Source organism: Geobacillus sp. G4, from assembly GCF_040327975.1.
Taxonomy (GTDB): Bacteria; Bacillota; Bacilli; order Bacillales; family Anoxybacillaceae; genus Geobacillus; species Geobacillus thermoleovorans.
This window is the reverse complement of the sequence record NZ_JBEPJY010000001.1, coordinates 90,643-111,657: the sequence shown is the minus strand read 5'-3', so window position 1 is coordinate 111,657 and position 21,015 is coordinate 90,643. Positions and strand designations below refer to the sequence as shown.

At 53.5% G+C, this 21,015-nt stretch carries 18 protein-coding genes and 2 pseudogenes; all 20 read left to right on the top strand.

The window, feature by feature from the left end; all coding sequences use genetic code 11:
- Positions 1–104: 104 nt before the first annotated feature.
- Positions 105–1,631, top strand: a complete 1,527-nt coding sequence (locus ABS784_RS00520; protein ID WP_011230784.1) for an ABC transporter ATP-binding protein — start codon at positions 105–107, stop codon at positions 1,629–1,631.
- Positions 1,631–2,677: an ABC transporter permease gene (locus ABS784_RS00515; RefSeq protein WP_013145711.1), complete on the top strand. Its 1,047-nt coding sequence runs from the start codon at positions 1,631–1,633 to the stop codon at positions 2,675–2,677. Before ABS784_RS00520 ends, ABS784_RS00515 begins: the two co-directional genes overlap by 1 nt.
- The gene (locus ABS784_RS00510; protein ID WP_011230786.1) at positions 2,678–3,637 is read left to right on the top strand and encodes an ABC transporter permease; all 960 of its coding nucleotides are present in this window, start codon (positions 2,678–2,680) and stop codon (positions 3,635–3,637) included.
- Positions 3,638–3,791: 154 nt separating this feature from the next.
- Entirely contained in the window at positions 3,792–5,087 is a 1,296-nt protein-coding gene (gene yfmF / locus ABS784_RS00505; RefSeq protein ID WP_138187446.1) for an EF-P 5-aminopentanol modification-associated protein YfmF, read from the top strand.
- Entirely contained in the window at positions 5,068–6,357 is a 1,290-nt protein-coding gene (gene yfmH / locus ABS784_RS00500) for an EF-P 5-aminopentanol modification-associated protein YfmH (RefSeq protein WP_011230788.1), read from the top strand. The genes yfmF and yfmH overlap by 20 nt, the downstream gene beginning before the upstream one ends.
- Positions 6,358–6,411: 54 nt before the next feature.
- On the top strand, positions 6,412–7,128 hold the full coding sequence (gene ymfI, locus ABS784_RS00495; protein WP_021322287.1) for an elongation factor P 5-aminopentanone reductase: 717 nt from the start codon (positions 6,412–6,414) through the stop codon (positions 7,126–7,128).
- A 62-nt stretch (positions 7,129–7,190) separates the two neighbouring features.
- On the top strand, positions 7,191–7,439 hold the full coding sequence (locus tag ABS784_RS00490; RefSeq protein WP_011230790.1) for a DUF3243 domain-containing protein: 249 nt from the start codon (positions 7,191–7,193) through the stop codon (positions 7,437–7,439).
- A gap of 131 nt (positions 7,440–7,570) precedes the next feature.
- Positions 7,571–8,362, top strand: a complete 792-nt coding sequence (locus ABS784_RS00485) for a DUF3388 domain-containing protein (protein WP_011230791.1) — start codon at positions 7,571–7,573, stop codon at positions 8,360–8,362.
- A 26-nt stretch (positions 8,363–8,388) separates the two neighbouring features.
- Positions 8,389–9,282, top strand: coding sequence for a helix-turn-helix domain-containing protein (locus tag ABS784_RS00480; protein WP_011230792.1), 894 nt, complete (start codon positions 8,389–8,391; stop codon positions 9,280–9,282).
- 80 nt (positions 9,283–9,362) lie between these two features.
- Positions 9,363–9,941, top strand: coding sequence for a CDP-diacylglycerol--glycerol-3-phosphate 3-phosphatidyltransferase (pgsA, locus tag ABS784_RS00475; RefSeq protein WP_011230793.1), 579 nt, complete (start codon positions 9,363–9,365; stop codon positions 9,939–9,941).
- A gap of 27 nt (positions 9,942–9,968) precedes the next feature.
- Positions 9,969–11,213: a competence/damage-inducible protein A gene (locus tag ABS784_RS00470; protein ID WP_011230794.1), complete on the top strand. Its 1,245-nt coding sequence runs from the start codon at positions 9,969–9,971 to the stop codon at positions 11,211–11,213.
- 177 nt (positions 11,214–11,390) lie between these two features.
- Positions 11,391–11,759, top strand: a pseudogene (locus tag ABS784_RS00465) (ATPase domain-containing protein); the annotation flags it as partial.
- A 713-nt stretch (positions 11,760–12,472) separates the two neighbouring features.
- Complete coding sequence (locus ABS784_RS00460; protein ID WP_119877507.1) at positions 12,473–12,676, top strand: hypothetical protein; 204 nt, start codon at positions 12,473–12,475, stop codon at positions 12,674–12,676.
- 626 nt (positions 12,677–13,302) lie between these two features.
- Positions 13,303–13,977, top strand: a pseudogene (gene recA, locus ABS784_RS00455) (recombinase RecA); the annotation flags it as partial.
- A 375-nt stretch (positions 13,978–14,352) separates the two neighbouring features.
- On the top strand, positions 14,353–15,909 hold the full coding sequence (rny, locus tag ABS784_RS00450; RefSeq protein WP_011230797.1) for a ribonuclease Y: 1,557 nt from the start codon (positions 14,353–14,355) through the stop codon (positions 15,907–15,909).
- Positions 15,910–16,010: 101 nt separating this feature from the next.
- Entirely contained in the window at positions 16,011–16,805 is a 795-nt protein-coding gene (locus ABS784_RS00445) for a TIGR00282 family metallophosphoesterase (RefSeq protein WP_011230798.1), read from the top strand.
- Between the two features lie 128 nt (positions 16,806–16,933).
- A complete protein-coding gene (gene spoVS / locus ABS784_RS00440; RefSeq protein ID WP_003251598.1) occupies positions 16,934–17,194 on the top strand; it encodes a stage V sporulation protein SpoVS in 261 nt (86 codons plus the stop codon).
- A 92-nt stretch (positions 17,195–17,286) separates the two neighbouring features.
- Positions 17,287–18,210, top strand: coding sequence for a dipeptidase (locus ABS784_RS00435; RefSeq protein WP_352511092.1), 924 nt, complete (start codon positions 17,287–17,289; stop codon positions 18,208–18,210).
- A 155-nt stretch (positions 18,211–18,365) separates the two neighbouring features.
- The gene (locus ABS784_RS00430; protein ID WP_062898537.1) at positions 18,366–20,138 is read left to right on the top strand and encodes a 2-oxoacid:acceptor oxidoreductase subunit alpha; all 1,773 of its coding nucleotides are present in this window, start codon (positions 18,366–18,368) and stop codon (positions 20,136–20,138) included.
- Complete coding sequence (locus ABS784_RS00425) at positions 20,105–20,971, top strand: 2-oxoacid:ferredoxin oxidoreductase subunit beta (RefSeq protein ID WP_011230801.1); 867 nt, start codon at positions 20,105–20,107, stop codon at positions 20,969–20,971. The genes ABS784_RS00430 and ABS784_RS00425 overlap by 34 nt, the downstream gene beginning before the upstream one ends.
- Positions 20,972–21,015 lie beyond the last annotated feature (44 nt).

Below are 21,015 nucleotides of genomic sequence, written 5' to 3'. Positions count from 1 at the left end.
TGCGCGCCGCTAGCCTTCTTCAAAATCATAAAATGAAGGGCGGCTGTTTCGCTGTCGCCTTTCATTTTGTGATTTTGACCTTGCTTGAGTAAGGAGTGAATCGCTTGGAATACGTGATTGAAATGCTCAATATCCGCAAGGTGTTTGGCACGTTTGTCGCCAATGACAACATTACGCTGCAAGTGAAAAAGGGGGAGATACACGCTCTGCTTGGCGAAAACGGGGCCGGCAAATCGACGCTCATGAACGTGCTGTTCGGTTTATACCAGCCGGACGGCGGCGAAATCCGCGTGAAAGGAAAGCCGGTGCGCATCACCGACCCGAACGTCGCCAATGATCTTGGCATCGGCATGGTGCATCAGCACTTTATGCTCGTCGATACGTTCACCGTGACGGAAAACATCATCTTAGGCAGCGAGCCGACGCGGGCCGGAACGATCGATATGAAGCGGGCGGAGCGGGAAGTGCGCGAATTGTCGGAACGATATGGACTCGCGGTCGATCCGACAGCGAAGATCGCCGACATTTCCGTCGGCATGCAGCAGCGCGTGGAAATTTTAAAGACGCTTTACCGCGGCGCCGATATTTTGATTTTTGACGAACCGACAGCGGTGTTGACGCCGCAGGAAATTCGCGAGCTCATGCAAATTATGCGCACGCTCGTCCGCGAAGGAAAATCCATCATTTTAATTACGCACAAACTCAAAGAAATTATGGAAGTGTGCGACCGCGTCACCGTCATCCGCCGCGGCAAAGGAATTGCGACGCTCAATGTGGCGGAGACGAATCCGAACGAACTGGCGGCGCTCATGGTCGGCCGCGAGGTGCAGTTTACGACCGCTAAGAAACCGGCTGAGCCGGGAAAACCGGTGTTGGAAATTAAAGACTTAGTCGTCAAGGACGCGCGCGGGATCAAAGCGGTCAACGGTTTGAACTTGACGGTGCACGCCGGCGAGATCGTCGGCATTGCTGGAGTCGACGGCAACGGCCAGACCGAGCTCATTGAAGCCATAACCGGCTTGATCAAAGCTGAATCAGGGACAATCCGCCTCAACGGCCGAGACATTACGAATTTGCCGCCGCGCAAAATCATCGAAGCCGGCGTCGGCCATATTCCGCAAGATCGGCATAAGCACGGGCTTGTCCTTGACTTTCCGATCGGCGAAAACATGGTGCTGCAAACGTACTATCAGCCGCCGTACTCGAAACGGGGTCTGTTGAATTTTCAAGCCATTTACGAAAAAGCGCGCCAGCTCATCCGCGAATTTGACGTGCGCACGCCGGATGAATATACGAAGGCGCGGGCGCTATCGGGCGGAAACCAGCAAAAAGCGATCATCGGCCGTGAAGTCGACCGCGACCCGGACTTGTTGATCGCCGCCCAGCCGACGAGGGGGCTTGATGTTGGAGCGATCGAATTTATTCATAAGCGGCTCATTGAACAGCGAGACCGCGGGAAAGCGGTGCTGCTCGTCTCGTTTGAGCTTGACGAAGTGATGAACGTCAGCGACCGGATCGCTGTCATTTATGAAGGAAACATCGTCGCCATCGTTGATCCGAAAGAAACAACCGAACAGGAGCTCGGGCTGTTGATGGCTGGAAGCAAACGGAAGGAAGCAGGTGTGTCGTGATGAAGTCGAATCGTCTCCAGCAATTTTTGATACCATTGTTGGCCGTTCTTCTTGGCATGATCGCCGGTTCGATCGTGATGCTTGCAAGCGGCTACAACCCGATCGCCGGCTTTGGCGCTCTCGTGTACGGGGCGTTTGGCGATACGTACTATATCGGCGAAACGATCCGCCAGACGACGCCATACATTTTAACGGGCTTGGCGGTGGCGTTTGCCTTTCGCACCGGCTTGTTTAACATCGGGGTTGAAGGGCAGCTGATCGTCGGCTGGCTCGCTGCCGTCTGGGTCGGGGTGTCCTTTGATTTGCCCAAAATCATCCATTTGCCGCTTGCCTTGTTGGCCGCCGCGTTGGCCGGGGCGCTATGGGGCTTGATTCCGGGTGTGCTGAAGGCGTATTTAAAAGTGCACGAAGTCATTATTACGATCATGATGAACTATATTGCTTTGCATGTAACGAACGCCATCATCCGTTCCGTTTTGTCTGATGAGGGATTTAAATCAAAGCCGGTGAAAGAAAGCGCATCGCTTCACTCCGACTTTTTTGATGCCATTACGCATCATTCCACCATGCATTACGGCATTTTCATCGCTGTCGCCGCCGCATTTGTCATGTGGTTTTTGCTTGAGCGGACGACGAAAGGGTTTGAGCTGCGGGCGGTCGGTTTCAATCAGCATGCGTCACAGTACGCGGGCATGAATGTGCGCGCCAACATCATTTTAGCGATGGTCATCTCCGGCGCTTTTGCCGGCGTCGCCGGGGCGATGGAGGGGCTTGGCACATTTGGAAACATCTCGACGAAAGCCGGCTTTACCGGCCTTGGATTTGATGGCATCGCGGTTGCCTTGATCGGAGGAAACAACGCGTTTGGCATTTTGCTCTCCGCCTTGTTGTTTGGCGCCTTAAAAGTCGGGGCGTTGGAAATGCCGTCAAGCGCCGGCGTGCCGACCGAACTCGTCGATATTATTATCGCGCTCATCATTTTCTTTGTTGCATCCAGCTACATGATCCGCTGGCTGTTATCTCGTTGGCAAAAGGGGGCGGAGTAAGTGAGCGTGTATGACGTCTTGCAAACGATTGTCCCGACAACGATTTTCTTTGCGGCTCCTCTCATTTTCACCGCCCTTGGCGGCGTGTTTAGTGAACGGTCCGGCGTCGTCAACATCGGGCTTGAAGGATTGATGACCATCGGCGCGTTTGTCGGCATCGTCTTTAATTTGACGTTTGCCGATCGGTTTGGCGAATGGACGCCGTGGCTTGCCTTATTGGCTGCCATGGTGGTCGGCGCTGTATTTTCCCTGCTGCACGCTGTCGCGTCGGTCACATTTCGCGCCGACCAAGTCGTAAGCGGGGTGGCGATCAACTTTTTGGCGCTTGGTCTGTCGCTGTTTTTAGTGAAGAAAATGTACGGCAAGGGGCAGACGGACCAAATTCAAGTTGGGTTTGACAAAATTGACGTGCCAGTGTTAAGCGACATTCCCGTCATCGGGCCGCTGTTGTTTTCTAACGCGTACGCGCCGTCATATATCGCCATTGCGCTGGCGTTTGTATCATGGTATGTCATTTACAAAACGCCGTTTGGCCTGCGGCTGCGTGCGGTCGGCGAACATCCGATGGCGGCGGATACGATGGGGATTCATGTCGCCAAAATGCGCTACATCGCTGTCATGATCAGCGGCGCGCTCGGCGGCTTGGGCGGTGCGGTATACGCGACGATCATTTCCCGCGATTTCAGCCATGCGACGATTTCCGGGCACGGATTTATGGCGCTTGCGGCGATGATTTTCGGCAAGTGGCATCCGATCGGCGCGATGGGGGCGGCGCTCTTTTTCGGGTTGGCGCAAAGCTTAAGCATCGTCGGGCAAACGATTCCGTTCTTGAAAAACGTCCCGACCGTTTACTTGCTCATCGCCCCGTATGCACTCACGATTTTGGCGCTGGCGGGCTTCATCGGCCGCGCTGAGGCGCCGAAAGCGGCTGGCACGCCATACATCAAAGGAAAACGGTGATGAAAGCGGCTGTCCGAAAAACGGACGGCCGTTTTTTGCTGAATGGAATGATTTGCATTTTTCTATTGGCAAAAGGTATATTGTTGATAAGACGCTTTACAATAAATTAAAGATAGTGCATATCTGCAAAGAGAAAAAGTAAGGAGGAGTTGGATTGGTCGACGAAAAAGTCACAGCGGTCGGACCGGTTCGCGTCCATACGATTTCGACCGATAAGTACAAAACGAACACGATCGTTTGGAAAATGAAGGCCCCTCTTGCTAAAGAAACGGTCACGCTGCGCGCGCTTTTGCCATACGTCTTGCAAAGCGGCACGGCCGACTATCCGAGCGTTAAGGCGCTGCGCACCTATTTGGATGAACTGTATGGGGCGACGCTGAACGTCGATTTAACGAAAAAAGGCGAACATCATATCATGACGATTCGCATCGATGTCGCCAATGAACGATTTTTGCCGGAGCAAACGCCGTTGCTTTCGAAAGCGCTTCAGCTCTTGGCCGATCTTCTTTTCCGCCCGGCTCTTGATGGCGGGCGGTTTGTCACCGACATTGTCGAGCAGGAAAAGCGGGCGCTCCGTCAACGCATTCAGGCGGTGTATGATGACAAAATGCGCTATGCGAACATGCGCCTTGTAGAAGAAATGTGCAAAGGCGAACCGTACGCCCTCTCGCCAAACGGCGAGCTTGAAGACGTGGACGGCATCACGGCGGAAGGGCTGTATCGCTATTATGAACGAGCGCTGGCCGAGGATGAGCTGGATCTATATGTCATTGGCGACGTGGCTGAAGAGGCGGTGCTCACAGCGGTGAAGCAGCGCTTCTCTTTGCCGGATCGTCCAAAGCGGGAGCGCGCATCGTCGGTTTCTGTCAAGCCGCAAGGGGAAGTTCGCGAAGTCATCGAGCGGCAAGACGTGAAGCAAGGAAAGCTCAACATCGGCTATCGGACAAATGTGACGTATGAGGATGACGATTATTACGCCTTGCAAATGTTTAACGGCATTTTTGGCGGTTTTTCCCATTCGAAGCTGTTCATCAACGTCCGCGAGAAGGCAAGCCTTGCCTATTATGCCGCCTCAAGGCTTGAGAGCCATAAAGGGCTGCTTATGGTCATGTCCGGCATTGAACCGGCCAACTATGAGAAGGCGCGCCGCATCATCGATGAGCAAATGCAGGCGATGAAAAACGGCGATTTCACAGATGAAGAAATGGCGCAGACGAAAGCGGTCATCCGCAACCAGCTGCTTGAGACGCTCGATACGCCGCGCGGGCTTGTGGAGGTGTTGTACCATAACGTCGTCTCAACGCGAAAGCGCCCGATCGATGAATGGATTGCCGGCACCGATCAAGTGACGCGCGAGGATGTGGTGCGCGCCGCTGACAAGGTGGAGCTTGATACGGTGTACTTTTTGACCGGAATGGAGGCGACGGAAGATGGAAAAACGGGTGTATGAGACGTTGCACGAAGAGCTGTTTTATGAAAAAATGGACAACGGCCTTGACGTATACATTTTGCCGAAAAAAGGATTCAACAAAACGTATGCGACATTCACCACGAACTACGGTTCGGTCGACAACCAGTTCGTCCCGCTCGGTAAAACGGAGATGAAGCGCGTTCCGGACGGCATCGCCCATTTTTTGGAGCATAAGCTGTTTGAAAAAGAAGACGGCGACGTGTTTCAGCAGTTCAGCAAACAAGGCGCCTCGGCGAACGCCTTTACGACGTTCACCCGCACCGCCTATTTGTTCTCAAGCACCGACAACGTCGAGAAAAACTTGGAAACGTTGATCGATTTTGTGCAAAGCCCGTACTTTTCCGACAAGACAGTGGAAAAAGAAAAAGGGATCATCGGCCAGGAAATCCGGATGTACGACGACAACCCAGACTGGCGCGTCTATTTCGGCGCCATCGAAAGCATGTATCACAACCATCCGGTCAAAATCGACATCGCCGGCACAGTTGAATCGATCGCCCAAATTACGAAAGAGTTGCTGTATGAGTGCTACGAAACGTTTTACCACCCGAGCAACATGCTTTTGTTTGTCGTCGGCCCGGTCGATGAACAAAAAATCATGCAGCAAATCCGCGACAACCAGGCGAAAAAGTCGTTCCCGCAAGCCCCGGAAGTGAAGCGGTTTGCGTATGAAGAACCGAGCGCAGTAGCGGAAAAGAAAAAAGTGATTCCGATGCATGTGCAGACGAACAAATGCTTTGTCGGCATCAAAGCGCCGTCCGTTCCTGAAGCCGGCGAACAAAAACTTCGGCATGAGCTTGCCTTCCACGTCGCATTGGACTATTTGTTTGGAAAAAGCTCGCCGCATTATGAACGGCTGTACCGCGAAGGATTGATCGATGATACATTTATGTACGATTATACAGAAGAGCGCGGGTTCGGCTTCGCGTTGATCGGCGGCGATACAAGGGACGCTGAACGGCTCGCTTCGGAAATTCAAACGGTGCTGCTGTCGTTTGCCGCGGAGACTATAAAAAAGGAAGAATTTGAACGGGTGAAAAAGAAAAAAATCGGCGCCTTTTTGCGCGCGCTCAACTCGCCGGAATACATCGCCAACCAGTTTACGCGCTACGCGTTTTACGGATCCAACTTGTTTGACATTTTGCCGGCGCTTTCATCCCTTGCCATGGACGATATCGCGGCGGTTGCCTCTTCTTGCTTCCGCGATTCGCAAATCGCGGTTTGCGAAGTCGTTCCAAAAGGGCAATAAGGCATCCTTCCTGAGAAGGATGCTTTTTTGCGGCAAAAAGGAGAGGATGGTTTCATGCGCTACGCCTTGATCACTGGAGCCTCTGGAGGCATCGGACAAAGCATCGCTCGTGTGCTCGCTCGGGAGGGGTACGGACTTTTTCTCCATTACTATCGGCGACGGGCGCCTGTTGAAGCGCTGAAAGAAGAGCTTAACGATGTGCATATTGTGCCGATTGAGGCCGATTTGTCGGCACTGGATGGGGTGGAAAAGCTCGTTTCGCAAATCGATCGCCCGGTTGATGCCATCGTTTACAACAGCGGTGCAAGCTATTACGGATTGTTGACCGACATGAACGATGAATTAATCGAGCGGATGGTGCGGCTTCACATGACAAGCCCGGCGTTGCTCATCAAAAGGCTGACCCCATCAATGGTGGCGAGAAAGCGCGGTCATATTGTGTTCATTTCCTCGATTTGGGGATTGTGCGGCGCTTCATGCGAGGCGGTGTACTCGATGACAAAGGGAGGGCAGAACGCGTTTGCCAAGGCGCTGGCCAAGGAGCTTGCCCCAAGCGGCATTCGCGTCAACGCTGTTGCACCGGGGGCGATTGATACCGATATGCTGCGGGTGTTTCGTCCTGAGGAGCTGGAAGCGCTCACTGACGAAATTCCAGCCGGCCGGCTCGGCACCCCGGATGAGGTGGCGGAAACGGTGGCGTTTTTGCTGTCTGATGCCGCTTCGTATATCACCGGCCAAGTCATTTCCGTCAACGGCGGCTGGTATTGTTGAACGTATATTTTCCGGTTCGGCAGGCAAACTATCCTTGAAACATTCAACAAGGAGGGATTGACATGTCGGTACTGGATAACTTTGAACAATGGAAAGACTTTTTGGCGGAACGTTTAGAACAAGCGCAACAGCAAGGATTGACTCAGCAAGTGATCACAGATGTCGCTTACCAAATCGGGGATTATTTGGCGAAACACGTCGACCCGAAAAACCCAGAAGAACGGGTGCTCGCTGATCTTTGGAGCGTTGCGGATGAAAAAGAGCAGCACGCCCTTGCCAACATGATGGTCAAGCTGGTCCAACAAAAATAATCACCCGGTAAAAGAGAGGGGCCTCCCTCTCTTTTTTCTTCCTCCTTTTCGGTTGCTTTTCCATTTATAATTATAGTAGTATGAACTTAGCATAAGGCGTTCGTGCGGACACCGGCAAGGGAGGAGACGGGATGGGCAAGCAGGAATGGTATTTGGAATATGAAATTCATGTCAACCGCCCGGGGTTGCTCGGCGACGTTGCTTCGCTGCTCGGTATGTTGTCCATTAACATCGTGACGATCAACGGTGTCCGGGATTCGCGCCGCGGCATGTTGCTTTTGTGCGACAATAACGAGCAAATTGAACGGTTGGCGACGATCTTGCGGACGATGGACAACATTACGGTGACGAAGCTGCGCCAGCCGAAGCTGCTCGACCGCCTCGCCGTCCGCCACGGCCGTTATATCCAGCGCGATGCCGATGACAAAAAAACGTTCCGCTTCGTCCGTGATGAACTTGGACTGCTTGTCGATTTTATGGCGGAACTTTTTAAAGAAAAAGGGCATAAGCTCATCGGCATCCGCGGGATGCCGCGCGTCGGCAAGACAGAGTCGATCGTCGCCGCCAGCGTGTGCGCCAACAAACGATGGCTGTTTGTTTCATCGACGCTGATTAAACAGACGGTTCGCACGCAGTTGATGGAAGATGAGTATAGCGAGGACAACATTTTCATTATCGACGGCATCGTCTCAACGCGCCGCGGGAACGAGCAGCACTGGCAGCTCATCCGTGAGCTCATGCGCCTTGAGGCGACGAAAGTCGTCGAGCATCCGGACATGTTTGTTCGCCATACGGAATACACGCTCGATGATTTTGATTATATTATTGAGCTGCGCCATGAACCGGACGAAGATATTTCCTACGAAGCGATTGACCGCCCGTCATTGTTGGGCGATGACGGATTTTCCGAATTTGGGTTTTAATTTAAAAAAGTGGAAGGTGTTGGCCGTTGACGGAACTAGGAAAACGTTTGCGGGAAGCACGGGAAGAAAAAAATATGAGTTTGGACGAGTTGCAGGAGATGACGAAAATTCAAAAGCGGTATTTGATCGGCATCGAAGAAGGCAACTATGCCATCATGCCTGGAAATTTTTATGTGCGTGCCTTCATCCGGCAATATGCTGAAGCGGTCGGACTTGATCCGGATGAGCTGTTTGAACAGTATAAACAGGACATTCCCCAGTCTTATCAAGATGACATTCCGCAGACGCTGTCGCGCGTGAAGACGCGCCAGCAACTGTCTGCCGAGGGGGCGAAATGGCTCGATTGGCTGCCGAAAGTGATTGTCGCGGCGGTCGTCATCGGGGCGGCTGTCCTCGTTTGGGTGCTGCTCCAGCACGGCGCCGCAAATGAGCCGCCGACAAAGACAAGCCCAAAAACAGCGGAGGTCGAAAAGCCGAAACATTCGCCGCTTGAGCAGGCGAAACAAAAGCAGTCGGCGAAGGAAACGGACGAGAAGGCAACGAATGAAAACGGACAGCAAAATGAACAGCCAGCGCCGACTGGCGAAGAAGAACAGCCGGCTGCGGCGATGAATGTGACGGAAAAGCGCGGCAACACGGCGACGATTGAAGTCGCCAGCTCCGGCGCGTTTTCCATCGAGCTTTCATCCAAAGGAACGTCATGGGTCGAAGTATACAATACGAAAGGCCATACGTTTTACCGCGGCAACTTGACAAGCGGGCAGACGAAAACGTTCGATCTGTCGGCCGAAAGCGAAGTATGGGTGAAAATCGGGCGTACGCTGGACGTCGACATGAAGGTAAACGGCCAGCCGTTTGCCTATCCGTTTGCCCCGAAAGAGGAAGTATACCAAAAGCTGCATTTCGTGTTGAAGAAATGATGGAACAGGGCGCTTTTCCGCAGGAAGGCGCCTGCTTTTCGCACGGACTGAACTATGTTGAATGAGCGGAGGTATTTGTGGTGAACTTGCCGAATAAAATTACGGTAGCGCGCATTATGCTCATCCCGTTTTTCTTGATCGTGATGCTCGTTCCGTTCGGGTGGGGAAGCATCCAAATCGGCGGGACAGAGCTTCCGGTTGCCCATCTTGCCGGCGCGCTCATTTTCATCATCGCCTCAGCGACGGACTGGATCGATGGCTACTATGCCCGCAAATACGGGTTGGTGACGAATTTAGGAAAATTTTTAGATCCGCTTGCCGATAAATTGCTTGTGTCGGCGGCGCTTATCGTGCTTGTCGAGCTCGGGGCCGTTCCGGCGTGGATGGTGATTGTCATCATCAGCCGCGAGTTTGCCGTCACCGGCTTGCGGCTCGTGCTTGCCGGCGAGGGGGAAGTCGTCGCTGCCAACATGCTTGGCAAAATCAAGACATGGACGCAAATTGTCGCCATTTCCGCTTTATTGTTACATAACTTCCCATTCTCGCTCATTTCGTTTCCGTTCGCTGAATTGGCGCTGTGGGTGGCGGTCATTTTCACGATTTGGTCTGGCTGGGATTATTTTGCGAAAAACAGACATGCGTTTTCCCATTCGAAATAGCCGGCCACAAAGGGGGAGAAAAGTCTGTTGAACGCGGAGATCATTGCCGTTGGCTCTGAGCTGTTGCTTGGGCAAATCGCCAATACGAACGCCCAGTTTTTGTCGCAGCAGCTGGCGATGCTTGGCATTAACGTCTATTTCCATACCGTCGTCGGCGACAACGCCGGCCGCCTTGAGCAGGCGGTGAAAACGGCGCAAACGAGAGCGAACCTCATCATTTTCACCGGCGGCCTCGGCCCGACGAAAGACGATTTGACGAAGGAGACGATCGCCCGTTTGCTTGGCCGCCGGCTCGTGATCGACGAGGAAGCGCTCCGAGCGATTGAGGTGTATTTTGCCCGCACAAACCGGCCGATGACAGAAAACAATAAAAAGCAGGCGCTCGTCTTGGAAGGATCGACGGTGCTGAAAAACGAGCACGGCATGGCGCCAGGGATGGCGCTTGTGGCAGACGGCATTACGTACATGCTGCTGCCCGGGCCGCCGAAAGAAATGCGGCCGATGTTCAAAAAATACGGAAACGCCTTTTTGCGCCGTACGTTTTCGCTTTCCGAGCGCATCGAGTCGCGCGTGCTCCGCTTTTTTGGCATCGGTGAATCAGCGCTCGAGACGGCGATTGCGGATTTGATCGACGCCCAGTCGAATCCGACGATCGCGCCGCTGGCCGGCGACGGTGAAGTGACGCTTCGTCTGACAGCGAAGCATCAGGATGAGGCGGAGGCGAAGCGGCTTCTTGACGAAGTGGAATCGGCCATTTTGGCGCGTGTCGGCCGCCACTGCTACGGATATAACGATGAAACGTTGTTTACAAAGACGCTCGAGCGGTTAAAAGAAAGAGGATGGACGATCGCGTCGGCCGAAAGTTTGACCGGCGGCCTTTTCCTCGAACAGCTCACCGCCCTCCCCGGCGCGTCGCAAGTCGTGCAGGGCGGTGTCGTCTGCTACACAAACGGCGTCAAAGAACAGGTGCTTGGCATACCGCGCCCGCTGCTTGAGGCAGAAGGGGCGGTGAGCGAGCCGTGCGCCCGTTTGCTTGCTGAAAACGTCCGCGCGATGTGCGATGCGGATATCGGCATCAGCTTCACCGGCGTCGCCGGACCCGATCCGCTTGAGGGCCACCCGCCCGGCACCGTGTATATCGGCATCGCCGTCCGCGGGCGCGATGCGACTGTCCACCGTCTGATGCTGTCCGGCACGCGTGATGCCATTCGCATCCGCACCGCCAAATACGGCTGTTTTTTTCTGCTTGAGATGCTCGCGGCCGACTGCTGATCGGCCGCCCCCTTCCTTGAACATTCTCCACCGCACATCGTTTTTTCCACCGCATGAGTATGGCGATTGTTGCTAGTTTCTCCACCGAAAAAACGAATGGACGTTCGTTTTTTGCTTGGCAATGGCCGCAAAACGCGGTATAGTATAAGTAGTCCTAGAATAAGGAGGAGTAGGTTAGTGAACCAAGATCGTCAAGCTGCATTGGAGCAGGCATTAAAACAAATTGAACGACAGTTTGGCAAGGGGGCCATCATGAAGCTCGGCGAGCAAGTCGACCGCAAAGTGTCGGTCGTGCCGAGCGGTTCGCTGGCGCTCGACATCGCGTTAGGAGTCGGCGGCTATCCGCGCGGGCGGATTGTGGAAATTTACGGCCCGGAATCGTCCGGGAAAACGACCGTTGCCCTTCACGCGATCGCTGAAGTGCAAAAGCGGGGCGGGCAAGCAGCTTTCATCGACGCAGAGCATGCGCTCGATCCGATTTACGCACAAAAATTAGGGGTCAATATCGATGAATTGCTGCTTTCCCAGCCTGACACGGGCGAGCAAGGTGCGTCACGTTTCCGTATAAGTGCGTAGGCACGAAAGCGGAGTCCGATGGGAACATCGGGACAACTCTACAGCCGAGTTGGAAGGTGAAATTCCTTCCCGTGGTGATAGTCCTATATCCACGAGCCTGAGACTCCTGCATGCATTCCGGTGCACCCTCACCGGGATGTATGAAGCCAGGTGAAGTCGTAACCCAAGTAGCCTAAGGCCGCAAAATGTGGCTATGGCGAAAGTGGTGCGGGGCTCCTTAAAAGACGCCTATGGTGACGAAAGGAACCTATGCGTGAAGCTCGGTTACCGGTGCTCCCTGAAAAGGGACCATACAGGACGAACCACCGTGTCTTGTTTGCGGTGTTTCCTTTAACCGGCTGGCTTAGTTCGGTTACTGCTCTGATGGGTAGCGGACGTTCCAATCAGAGGTCCTGCCGAGTAGAGTAGGCACCTAAGGGCGTTCAAAAGAAGGGATAGGCTGTAGGGAACGTGAGAGGCCCCCTAAGGAGGAGACAGGGCTGGTCGATGATATCTTAGGGGGAGTCAGCGGTTCCATAGTAATGATGAAGGAGCGCCGTTTGAACCCCAAAGGCAACGATGGGGGAGGAAAAAACGCTCTGGAGTGAAGGGAACCAGCCGGGGCGGCAAAGTATCTACATGTTACGGCAAGCAGGCTAATTCATGGCACTTCCACCCAGTATTATAAAAAGGGAGAAAGGAGCATGAAGGTAAACAAACTTGTCGTAAAAAGCGAACAGGACTTGAGAAACTGCTTGGATCTTCTTTATCAAGAAGCTAAAAAGGGAAAACATTTTTACGGCATGCTTGAGTTGCTTCAAAATGATGTTGTCATTTTAGAAGCTATTCGCAATATTAAAAGCAATAAAGGTAGCAAAACGGCGGGGATTGATCTATCCAACCGCTAAGGGCCTATACAGTATGCAACAGTATTCAAACAAGAAATGACCCCATACACTGCAGACGGCAGAAAAATGTATGAAGAAAAGCATAGAAAAATACGATTGCCGGATAAAATGAGTCTGTTCGATCACGATTCGATATTCATCTACATTTTATCTGAGCATAATGATGGGAAATATAATCTTGAATATTTCTTAAATAGGGTGAATGTATTTCACAGAGATAAAGGAAAATGCAAAATATGTGCCGTATACTTAAGTCCCGGTAACTTCCACTGCCATCATATTGACCCGAGTAAACCTTTAAGTGAGATCAATAAGACCGTTAATCTAATTAGCTTATGCAACCAATGCCATAGGCTTGTCCATAGCAACCAAGAACTGCCGTTTACAGAACGAAAAATGTTTGACAAACTAACGAAATATAGGAACAAGCTGAAAATATAAAAGTCCTGTTCGCTGGAAGAATTGTAGGTGCTGCTGCCATGTCATCGCGAGGTGATATGGTGGAGAGATAGCCCAAAGGGGCTATCGAAGCTGTCCCGGTGGAACGCCGTGTGCGGGGAAACTCGCACGCACGGTGTGGGGTGGGGGAAAAGCCGGAGATTGCATCAAAGGCTTACCTATCACTATCGCTCGAAATCGCGGAAGCGCTCGTGCGAAGCGGCGCGGTCGATATTATCGTCATCGACTCGGTGGCGGCGCTTGTGCCGAAAGCGGAAATTGAAGGGGAGATGGGCGACGCCCATGTCGGCTTGCAAGCGCGGCTTATGTCCCAGGCGCTTCGCAAGCTGTCTGGCGCCATTAACAAATCGAAAACGATCGCCATCTTCATCAACCAAATTCGCGAAAAAGTCGGCGTCATGTTTGGCAATCCGGAAACGACGCCGGGCGGGCGGGCGCTCAAGTTTTACGCTTCCGTCCGCCTAGAGGTGCGCCGCGCCGAGCAAATTAAGCAAGGCAATGATATGGTCGGCAACAAGACGAAAATTAAAGTCGTCAAAAACAAAGTTGCGCCGCCATTTAAAACGGCTGACGTCGACATTATGTACGGCGAAGGCATTTCCCGCGAAGGGGAAATTCTCGACATGGCGTCCGAATTGGACATCGTGCAAAAAAGCGGTTCGTGGTATTCGTACAAAGACGAGCGGCTTGGCCAAGGGCGGGAAAACGCGAAGCAATTTTTGAAGGAAAACCCGCACATCGCCGATGAGATCGCCCGCGCCATCCGCCAGCATTACGGCATCGACGTTGAAGAGGGAACGAGCGAACCGCAGCAAGACGGGTTCGGATTGCTTGAAGAATAACGGGACAAGGCGTCCTGGCAAGCTGCCGGGGCGCCTTTTTCCATCCGTTCGGCCTGCCAAGGAGAGCGATAAGCCTAAAAAAGGACGGCGTGCGGAACGGTCTTGTTCCGTTGTCATCCTCTAGGCGCGTCGGTGTAATATCTTGACAATTCCTATTGCCGCCTTTACAATGAACATGTATATTTGTCCATACGCGCGGCAGGGCCATACGCCCGCCCGCTGCGGCGGACCGCCTTCGTGCGGAAGGCTGCGCGGGTCGATTGTGATGCCAAGCGACTGAGCTAATGGATTGAAAACGGGAATGTCCATCTGCGCCGGTCATGGCGGTGAGAAGAGAGAGCGAAAGGAAACCGAACAGCAAGAGGAGGTGAAACGATGGGTTCGATCATCATCTCCGCTTTGCTTGCCTTAGTCATTGGTGCCGTTGTTGGCTTTTTTGTTCGCAAATCGATTGCCGAAGCGAAAATCGGCGGGGCGAAAGCCGCTGCCGAACAGCTGATTGAGGAGGCGAAACGCGAGGCGGACGCCTTGAAAAAAGAGGCGCTTCTCGAAGCGAAAGACGAGATTCATAAACTGCGTACGGAGGCGGAGCGTGATATCCGCGACCGGAGAAGCGAGCTCCAAAAACAAGAAAACCGCCTGATGCAAAAGGAGGAAAATCTCGACCGCAAAGATGAAGCGCTCAACAAACGTGAGGCGTTGCTTGAGGCAAAGGAAGAAGCGTTGAACGAAAGACAACAGCATATTGAACAAATGGAAAGCAAAGTGGAAGCGCTCGTCAAACAACAACAAGCCGAACTTGAACGCATTTCCGGCCTGACGCGCGACGATGCCCGCCAGCTCATTTTAGAGCGCGTCGAGAAAGAGCTGTCGCATGAGATTGCGATGATGATCAAAGAGGCGGAAACGCGGGCGAAAGAGGAGGCAGACAAACGGGCAAAGGCGATTTTGTCGCTTGCCATCCAACGTTGCGCCGCCGACCATGTCGCCGAAACGACTGTTTCCGTCGTCAATTTGCCAAACGACGAAATGAAAGGGCGGATCATCGGGCGCGAAGGGCGGAACATCCGCACGCTCGAGACGTTGACCGGCATCGATTTGATCATCGACGATACGCCGGAAGCGGTCATTTTGTCCGGATTTGACCCGATTCGCCGCGAGACGGCGCGCATCGCGCTCGATAAGCTTGTGCAAGATGGCCGCATCCATCCAGCGCGCATTGAGGAAATGGTCGAAAAGGCGCGCCGCGAAGTGGATGAGCATATCCGCGAAGTCGGCGAACAGACGACGTTTGAAGTCGGTGTTCACGGCTTGCATCCGGATTTGATCAAAATTTTAGGGCGGCTCAAGTTCCGAACGAGCTACGGACAAAACGTCTTAAAACACTCGGTGGAAGTGGCGTTTTTAGCCGGACTGATGGCGGCCGAGCTTGGGGAGGACGAAATGCTGGCGCGCCGGGCCGGCTTGCTTCATGACATTGGCAAAGCGATCGACCACGAAGTCGAAGGAAGCCATGTGGAAATCGGCGTTGAGCTGGCGACGAAGTATAAAGAACATCCGGTCGTCATCAACAGCATCGCTTCCCACCATGGCGATACGGAACCGACGTCGGTCATCGCTGTGCTCGTCGCGGCGGCCGATGCGCTGTCGGCGGCGCGGCCGGGAGCGCGCAGCGAAACGCTGGAAAACTATATCCGTCGTCTAGAGAAGCTTGAAGAAATCGCCGAATCGTACGAAGGCGTTGAAAAATCGTACGCCATTCAAGCTGGGCGTGAAGTGCGCATTATGGTCAAACCAGATATGATCGACGATTTGGAAGCGCACCGGCTGGCGCGTGACATCCGCAAACGAATCGAAGAAGAGCTCGATTACCCGGGCCATATTAAAGTGACGGTCATCCGCGAAACGCGGGCGGTCGAATACGCGAAATAAAGTGGCTATTGCCACTTTCTTTTTTTGTGCGTAAAATAGGAGGGTATAACGATGCGGAGATGGGCGCAAGGCGATATTTTTCGTTTAGAAAGGGATCAGGGATGAGAATTTTATTTATCGGCGACGTCGTCGGTTTGCCGGGGCAAAAAATGGTGGAGCACTATTTGCCAAGGCTGAAGGAAAAACATCGGCCGGACGTTGTTGTGATCAACGGCGAAAACGCCGCCGGCGGGAAAGGAATCACCGAACCGATTTACCGGGCGCTTCTCGCTTGGGGGGCTCATGTGATCACGTTGGGCAATCACGCATGGGACAAACGCGATATTTTTGAGTTTATCGATCAGGCGAAGGCGTTGATTCGCCCGGCGAATTACCCGCCCGGCACGCCGGGAAAAGGCATCGTCTTTGTGCCGACCGAGCATGGCGAAGCGGCGGTCATCAATTTGCAAGGGCGGGCGTTTTTGCCGGCGATTGACTGCCCATTTCAAAAGGCGGACGAGCTGATCGCCGCCGCCTCCGCGCGCACGCCGGTCATCATCGTCGATTTCCATGCCGAGGCGACGAGTGAAAAACAGGCGATGGGCTGGTACTTAGACGGCCGCGTATCCGCGGTCATCGGCACGCATACACACGTCCAGACGGCCGATAACCGCATTTTGCCAAGAGGGACGGCGTACATTACCGACGTTGGCATGACCGGTCCATACGACGGCATTTTAGGCGTCGATCGAGAGGCGGTGCTGCGCAAATTTTTAACCGGGCTGCCAGTTCGTTTCGACGTCAAGGAAGGACGAAGCCAATTGAATGCCGTCTTTGTTGATGTAGACGAAAAAAGCGGACGGGCGTTTCGCATTGAACGGTTGATCATTAACGATGACCACCCTTATTTTGAATAGTCCATCTTTTAAAAATTTTTTAAAATGTCCTCCTCCCATGCAGGAATAGTTGTCGAAACAGTGAATATAGTTACAATGAAGACCTTTTACCGAAATCATTTTCCAAGGAAACGAGGGAGGAGCTAGGAATGGAAATATTAAAAGTTTCAGCAAAATCGAATCCGAACTCTGTAGCTGGTGCACTTGCCGGGGTGTTGCGCGAGCGCGGCGCAGCGGAAATTCAAGCGATCGGCGCAGGTGCATTGAACCAAGCCGTTAAAGCAGTAGCGATCGCACGAGGGTTTGTGGCACCGAGCGGCATGGACTTGATTTGCATTCCGGCGTTTACGGATATTATCATCGACGGAGAAGAGCGGACAGCGATCAAATTGATTGTCGAACCTCGTTAACTGGATGATCAGACAATGGCGGCTATAACCTGTTGGCGCCTTCGGCTGCGAAGGCAGGCAGGTTATTTTTGCTTTTTCAAGGGGGGAACGGAATGATCTTCGATGCACATTGCGATGTGTTGATGAAGTTATGGCAAGATCGGTCTCTGTCGTTTTACGACGGAGCTTCGCTTCACGTCACTCTTTCCGGGATGGCGGAAGCAGGGGTGAAAGTGCAATGCTTTGCCATCTACATACCGGAAACGGTGCCGGAGGAAGCCCGGTTCACTGTTGCGCTGGAGATGGTGGACATCTTCTTTGCCCGCATTATCGATGCGTTTCCGTCTGTGAAGTTCGTGCGGACGAGACGGGACATCGCCGCCCTTAAAAAAGAGGAAGTCGGCGCCATGTTGACGCTGGAAGGGTGCGACGCCATCGGCGTCAACCTTGTCAAGCTAAAGACGCTCCTCCGCCTCGGCGTCGCTTCCGTAGGGTTGACATGGAACTTCCCGAACGCTGTCGCTGACGGAGCGTGGGAGAAGCGCGGCGCCGGGCTGACGGCGTTTGGCCGGCAAGTCGTTGCACTTCTTAATGAAGCAAAACGATGGGTCGATGTGTCCCACTTATCGGAGAAAGCGTTTTGGGATGTCATCGAGATGGCTCGGTTCCCCATCGCTTCCCATTCCAACGTGCATCGTCTATGCCCACATCCACGCAACTTAACCGACGAGCAGATCAAAGCGTTGATCGAAAAAGACGGCATGATCGGCATTAATTTCGTTCCGTATTTTTTGACGGCGAAGAAAAACAAGGCGATGATCGCTGATGTGCTTCGCCATCTCGACCATATATGCGCGCTCGGGGGGGAAAACAACGTCGGGTTTGGCTCCGACTTTGATGGCATCACGGAGACGGTCGCCGGCCTTGGAACGGTAAGGGAATATGCGCGGCTTGTCAACGAGTTGTACAAGCATTACTCCACCGAGCAAGTATCCCGCTTTTTATTCGGCAACTTCTACGCCCATTTGCCGGAGTGACGAATATCACTGAGTATCGGCTCTGCGTATCCTAGAATAGAAGACAGGGCATCCGCGGCGCCGGCTGAAAAAGGCGTTCAAAATGGTAGTTTCCTTGTCAGAAAAGTGGTACAATAGTAGCGAAAGGCTGGAGTGAATATAAAGGGGTGTAATTCATGATCGAACAGCTGTCATGGAAGGTAGGCGGCCAGCAAGGGGAAGGAATTGAAAGTACAGGGGAAATTTTTTCCACAGCGCTGAACCGCCTCGGATATTACTTATATGGATACCGCCATTTTTCTTCACGCATCAAAGGGGGTCATACGAACAACAAAATTCGCGTCAGCACGAAACCGGTGCGGGCGGTCGCTGATGATTTGGACATCTTGGTGGCGTTCGACCAAGAGACAATCGACTTCAACTTCCACGAGCTGCGTGACGGCGGCATCGTCATTGCGGACGCCAAATTCAATCCAGTGATTCCGGAAGGAAAAGGAGTGGCGCTTTACGCCGTTCCGTTCACCGATATCGCTACACAGCTTGGCAATCCGCTGATGAAAAACATGGTTGCCATCGGCGCGACAAGTGCGGTGCTCGATTTGGACGCCGCCGTGTTCGAAAGTGTTGTTGTGGATACATTTGGGCGCAAAGGGGCGCAAGTCGTTGAGAAAAACATGGAAGCGATTCGCGCTGGAGCGCAATATATGAAAGAGCAGCTCGATGGTTCGACGAAAACGATGAAACTAGCCAAAGCCGACGGCAAACGGCGAATGTTCATGATTGGCAACGATGCCATCGCCTTGGGCGCCATTGCCGGCGGGGCGCGCTTTATGGCCGCCTATCCGATCACCCCAGCTTCGGAGATTATGGAGTATTTGATTAAAAAGCTGCCGGATTTTGGGGGCGCGGTCATCCAGACAGAAGATGAAATCGCAGCCTGTACGATGGCGATCGGCGCCAACTATGCGGGCGTGCGGGCGTTCACCGCTTCCGCCGGACCCGGGTTGTCGCTTATGGCCGAAGCGATCGGACTAGCTGGGATGACGGAAACACCGCTTGTTGTGGTTGACACGCAACGAGGCGGTCCAAGCACCGGCTTGCCGACAAAGCAAGAGCAGTCGGATTTGCTCGCGATGATCTATGGCACGCACGGGGAAATTCCCAAAATTGTCATGGCGCCAAGCACGGTCGAAGAAGCGTTTTACGATATGGCGGAAGCGTTCAACTTAGCTGAGGAATACCAATGCCCGGTCATTTTCCTGTCGGATTTGCAGCTGTCGCTCGGCAAGCAGACGGTTGAGCCGCTTGATTACGATCGGATCGAGATCCGCCGCGGCAAGCTGATGAATGGTGAGCTGCCGCCGCTTCCGGACAAAGACAACTTCAAACGGTATGAAATCACGCCGGACGGTGTTTCGCCGCGGGTGCTGCCGGGAACAAAATACGGCATCCACCATGTCACCGGGGTCGAACACGCCGAAACAGGCCGCCCGTCAGAGACGGCGGCAAACCGCCGGGCGCAAATGGAAAAACGGATGCGCAAACTCGAGCACATCCACTTCCCGACGCCGGTGCACAAACAACTCCGCCACGAAGAACCGGATTTGCTCCTTGTTGGCTTTTTATCGACGCGCGGAGCCATTGAAGAAGCGATGGAGCGGCTCGAGCAAGATGGCGTCAAAGTCAACCATGCGCACATCCGTCTGCTTCATCCGTTCCCGGTTGACGACGTGCGGCCGCTTGTCGAGAAAGCGAAACGAGTCGTCGTCGTCGAGCAAAACGCCACCGGGCAGCTGGCGAACTTGTTGAAAATGAACGTCGGGCACGCTGATAAAATCGCCAGCGTCTTAAAATTCGACGGCAATCCGTTCTTGCCGGGCGACGTCTATACTAAATGCAAGGAGTTGTTAGCGCAATGGCCACTTTTAAAGATTTCCGCAATGATGTGAAACCGAACTGGTGTCCGGGGTGCGGCGACTTTTCCGTGCAGGCCGCCATCCAGCGCGCGGCCGCCAATCTCGGGTTGGAGCCGCACGAACTCGCGGTCATTTCCGGGATCGGCTGCTCGGGCCGCATTTCCGGCTACATTCACTCTTACGGCTTTCACGGCACGCACGGCCGCGTTTTGCCGCTGGCGCAAGGAGTGAAAATGGCGAACCGCGATTTGACGGTCATCGCCGCCGGCGGGGATGGCGACGGATTCGCGATCGGCATGGGGCACACGGTTCATGCCATTCGCCGCAACATCGACATCACATACATCGTCATGGACAACCAAATTTACGGGTTGACGAAAGGACAAACATCGCCGCGCAGCGCTGCCGGCTTCCAAACAAAAAGCACGCCGCACGGGTCGATCGAGCCGGCTTTGTCGCCGCTTGAGATCGCGTTAAGCGCCGGAGCGACGTTTGTCGCGCAAGGTTTCTCAAGCGATTTAAAAGAATTGACGAGCTTGATTGAGGAAGGCGTCAAGCATAAAGGCTTTGCGCTCATCAACGTCTTCAGCCCGTGCGTGACGTACAACAAAGTGAATACGTACGAGTGGTTCAAAGAGCGGCTCATCAAGGTGAGCGACATCGAAGGATACGACCCGTCCGACCGGGAGATGGCGATGCAGACGGTCATGAAATACGATGGGCTCGTCACCGGGATCATTTATCAAAACAAAGAACAAAAGTCGTACCAAGAGCTTGTGCCAGGCTACAGCGAGGCGCCGCTTGCCGAGGCGGAGCTGAAAATGAGCAAAGAAAAGTTCGCCGAACTCGTAGCAGAGTTTATGTAAAAATGGAAACAATTTGCACCCGATGGAGGCTTGCCTCATTGGGT

Bases quoted from the DNA above. Each gene is read 5' to 3' on its own strand.
- ABS784_RS00460 (WP_119877507.1), top strand. From the start codon at position 12,473: ATGAAGGTAAACAAACTTGTCGTAAAAAGCGAACAGGACTTGAGAAAC.
- ABS784_RS00445 (WP_011230798.1), top strand. From the start codon at position 16,011: ATGAGAATTTTATTTATCGGCGACGTCGTCGGTTTGCCGGGGCAAAAA.
- ABS784_RS00425 (WP_011230801.1), top strand. From the start codon at position 20,105: ATGGCCACTTTTAAAGATTTCCGCAATGATGTGAAACCGAACTGGTGT.
- ABS784_RS00485 (WP_011230791.1), top strand. From the start codon at position 7,571: ATGGGCAAGCAGGAATGGTATTTGGAATATGAAATTCATGTCAACCGC.
- ABS784_RS00435 (WP_352511092.1), top strand. From the start codon at position 17,287: ATGATCTTCGATGCACATTGCGATGTGTTGATGAAGTTATGGCAAGAT.
- yfmH (WP_011230788.1), top strand. From the start codon at position 5,068: ATGGAAAAACGGGTGTATGAGACGTTGCACGAAGAGCTGTTTTATGAA.
- spoVS (WP_003251598.1), top strand. From the start codon at position 16,934: ATGGAAATATTAAAAGTTTCAGCAAAATCGAATCCGAACTCTGTAGCT.
- rny (WP_011230797.1), top strand. From the start codon at position 14,353: ATGGGTTCGATCATCATCTCCGCTTTGCTTGCCTTAGTCATTGGTGCC.
- ymfI (WP_021322287.1), top strand. From the start codon at position 6,412: ATGCGCTACGCCTTGATCACTGGAGCCTCTGGAGGCATCGGACAAAGC.
- ABS784_RS00490 (WP_011230790.1), top strand. From the start codon at position 7,191: ATGTCGGTACTGGATAACTTTGAACAATGGAAAGACTTTTTGGCGGAA.
- ABS784_RS00515 (WP_013145711.1), top strand. From the start codon at position 1,631: ATGAAGTCGAATCGTCTCCAGCAATTTTTGATACCATTGTTGGCCGTT.
- ABS784_RS00430 (WP_062898537.1), top strand. From the start codon at position 18,366: ATGATCGAACAGCTGTCATGGAAGGTAGGCGGCCAGCAAGGGGAAGGA.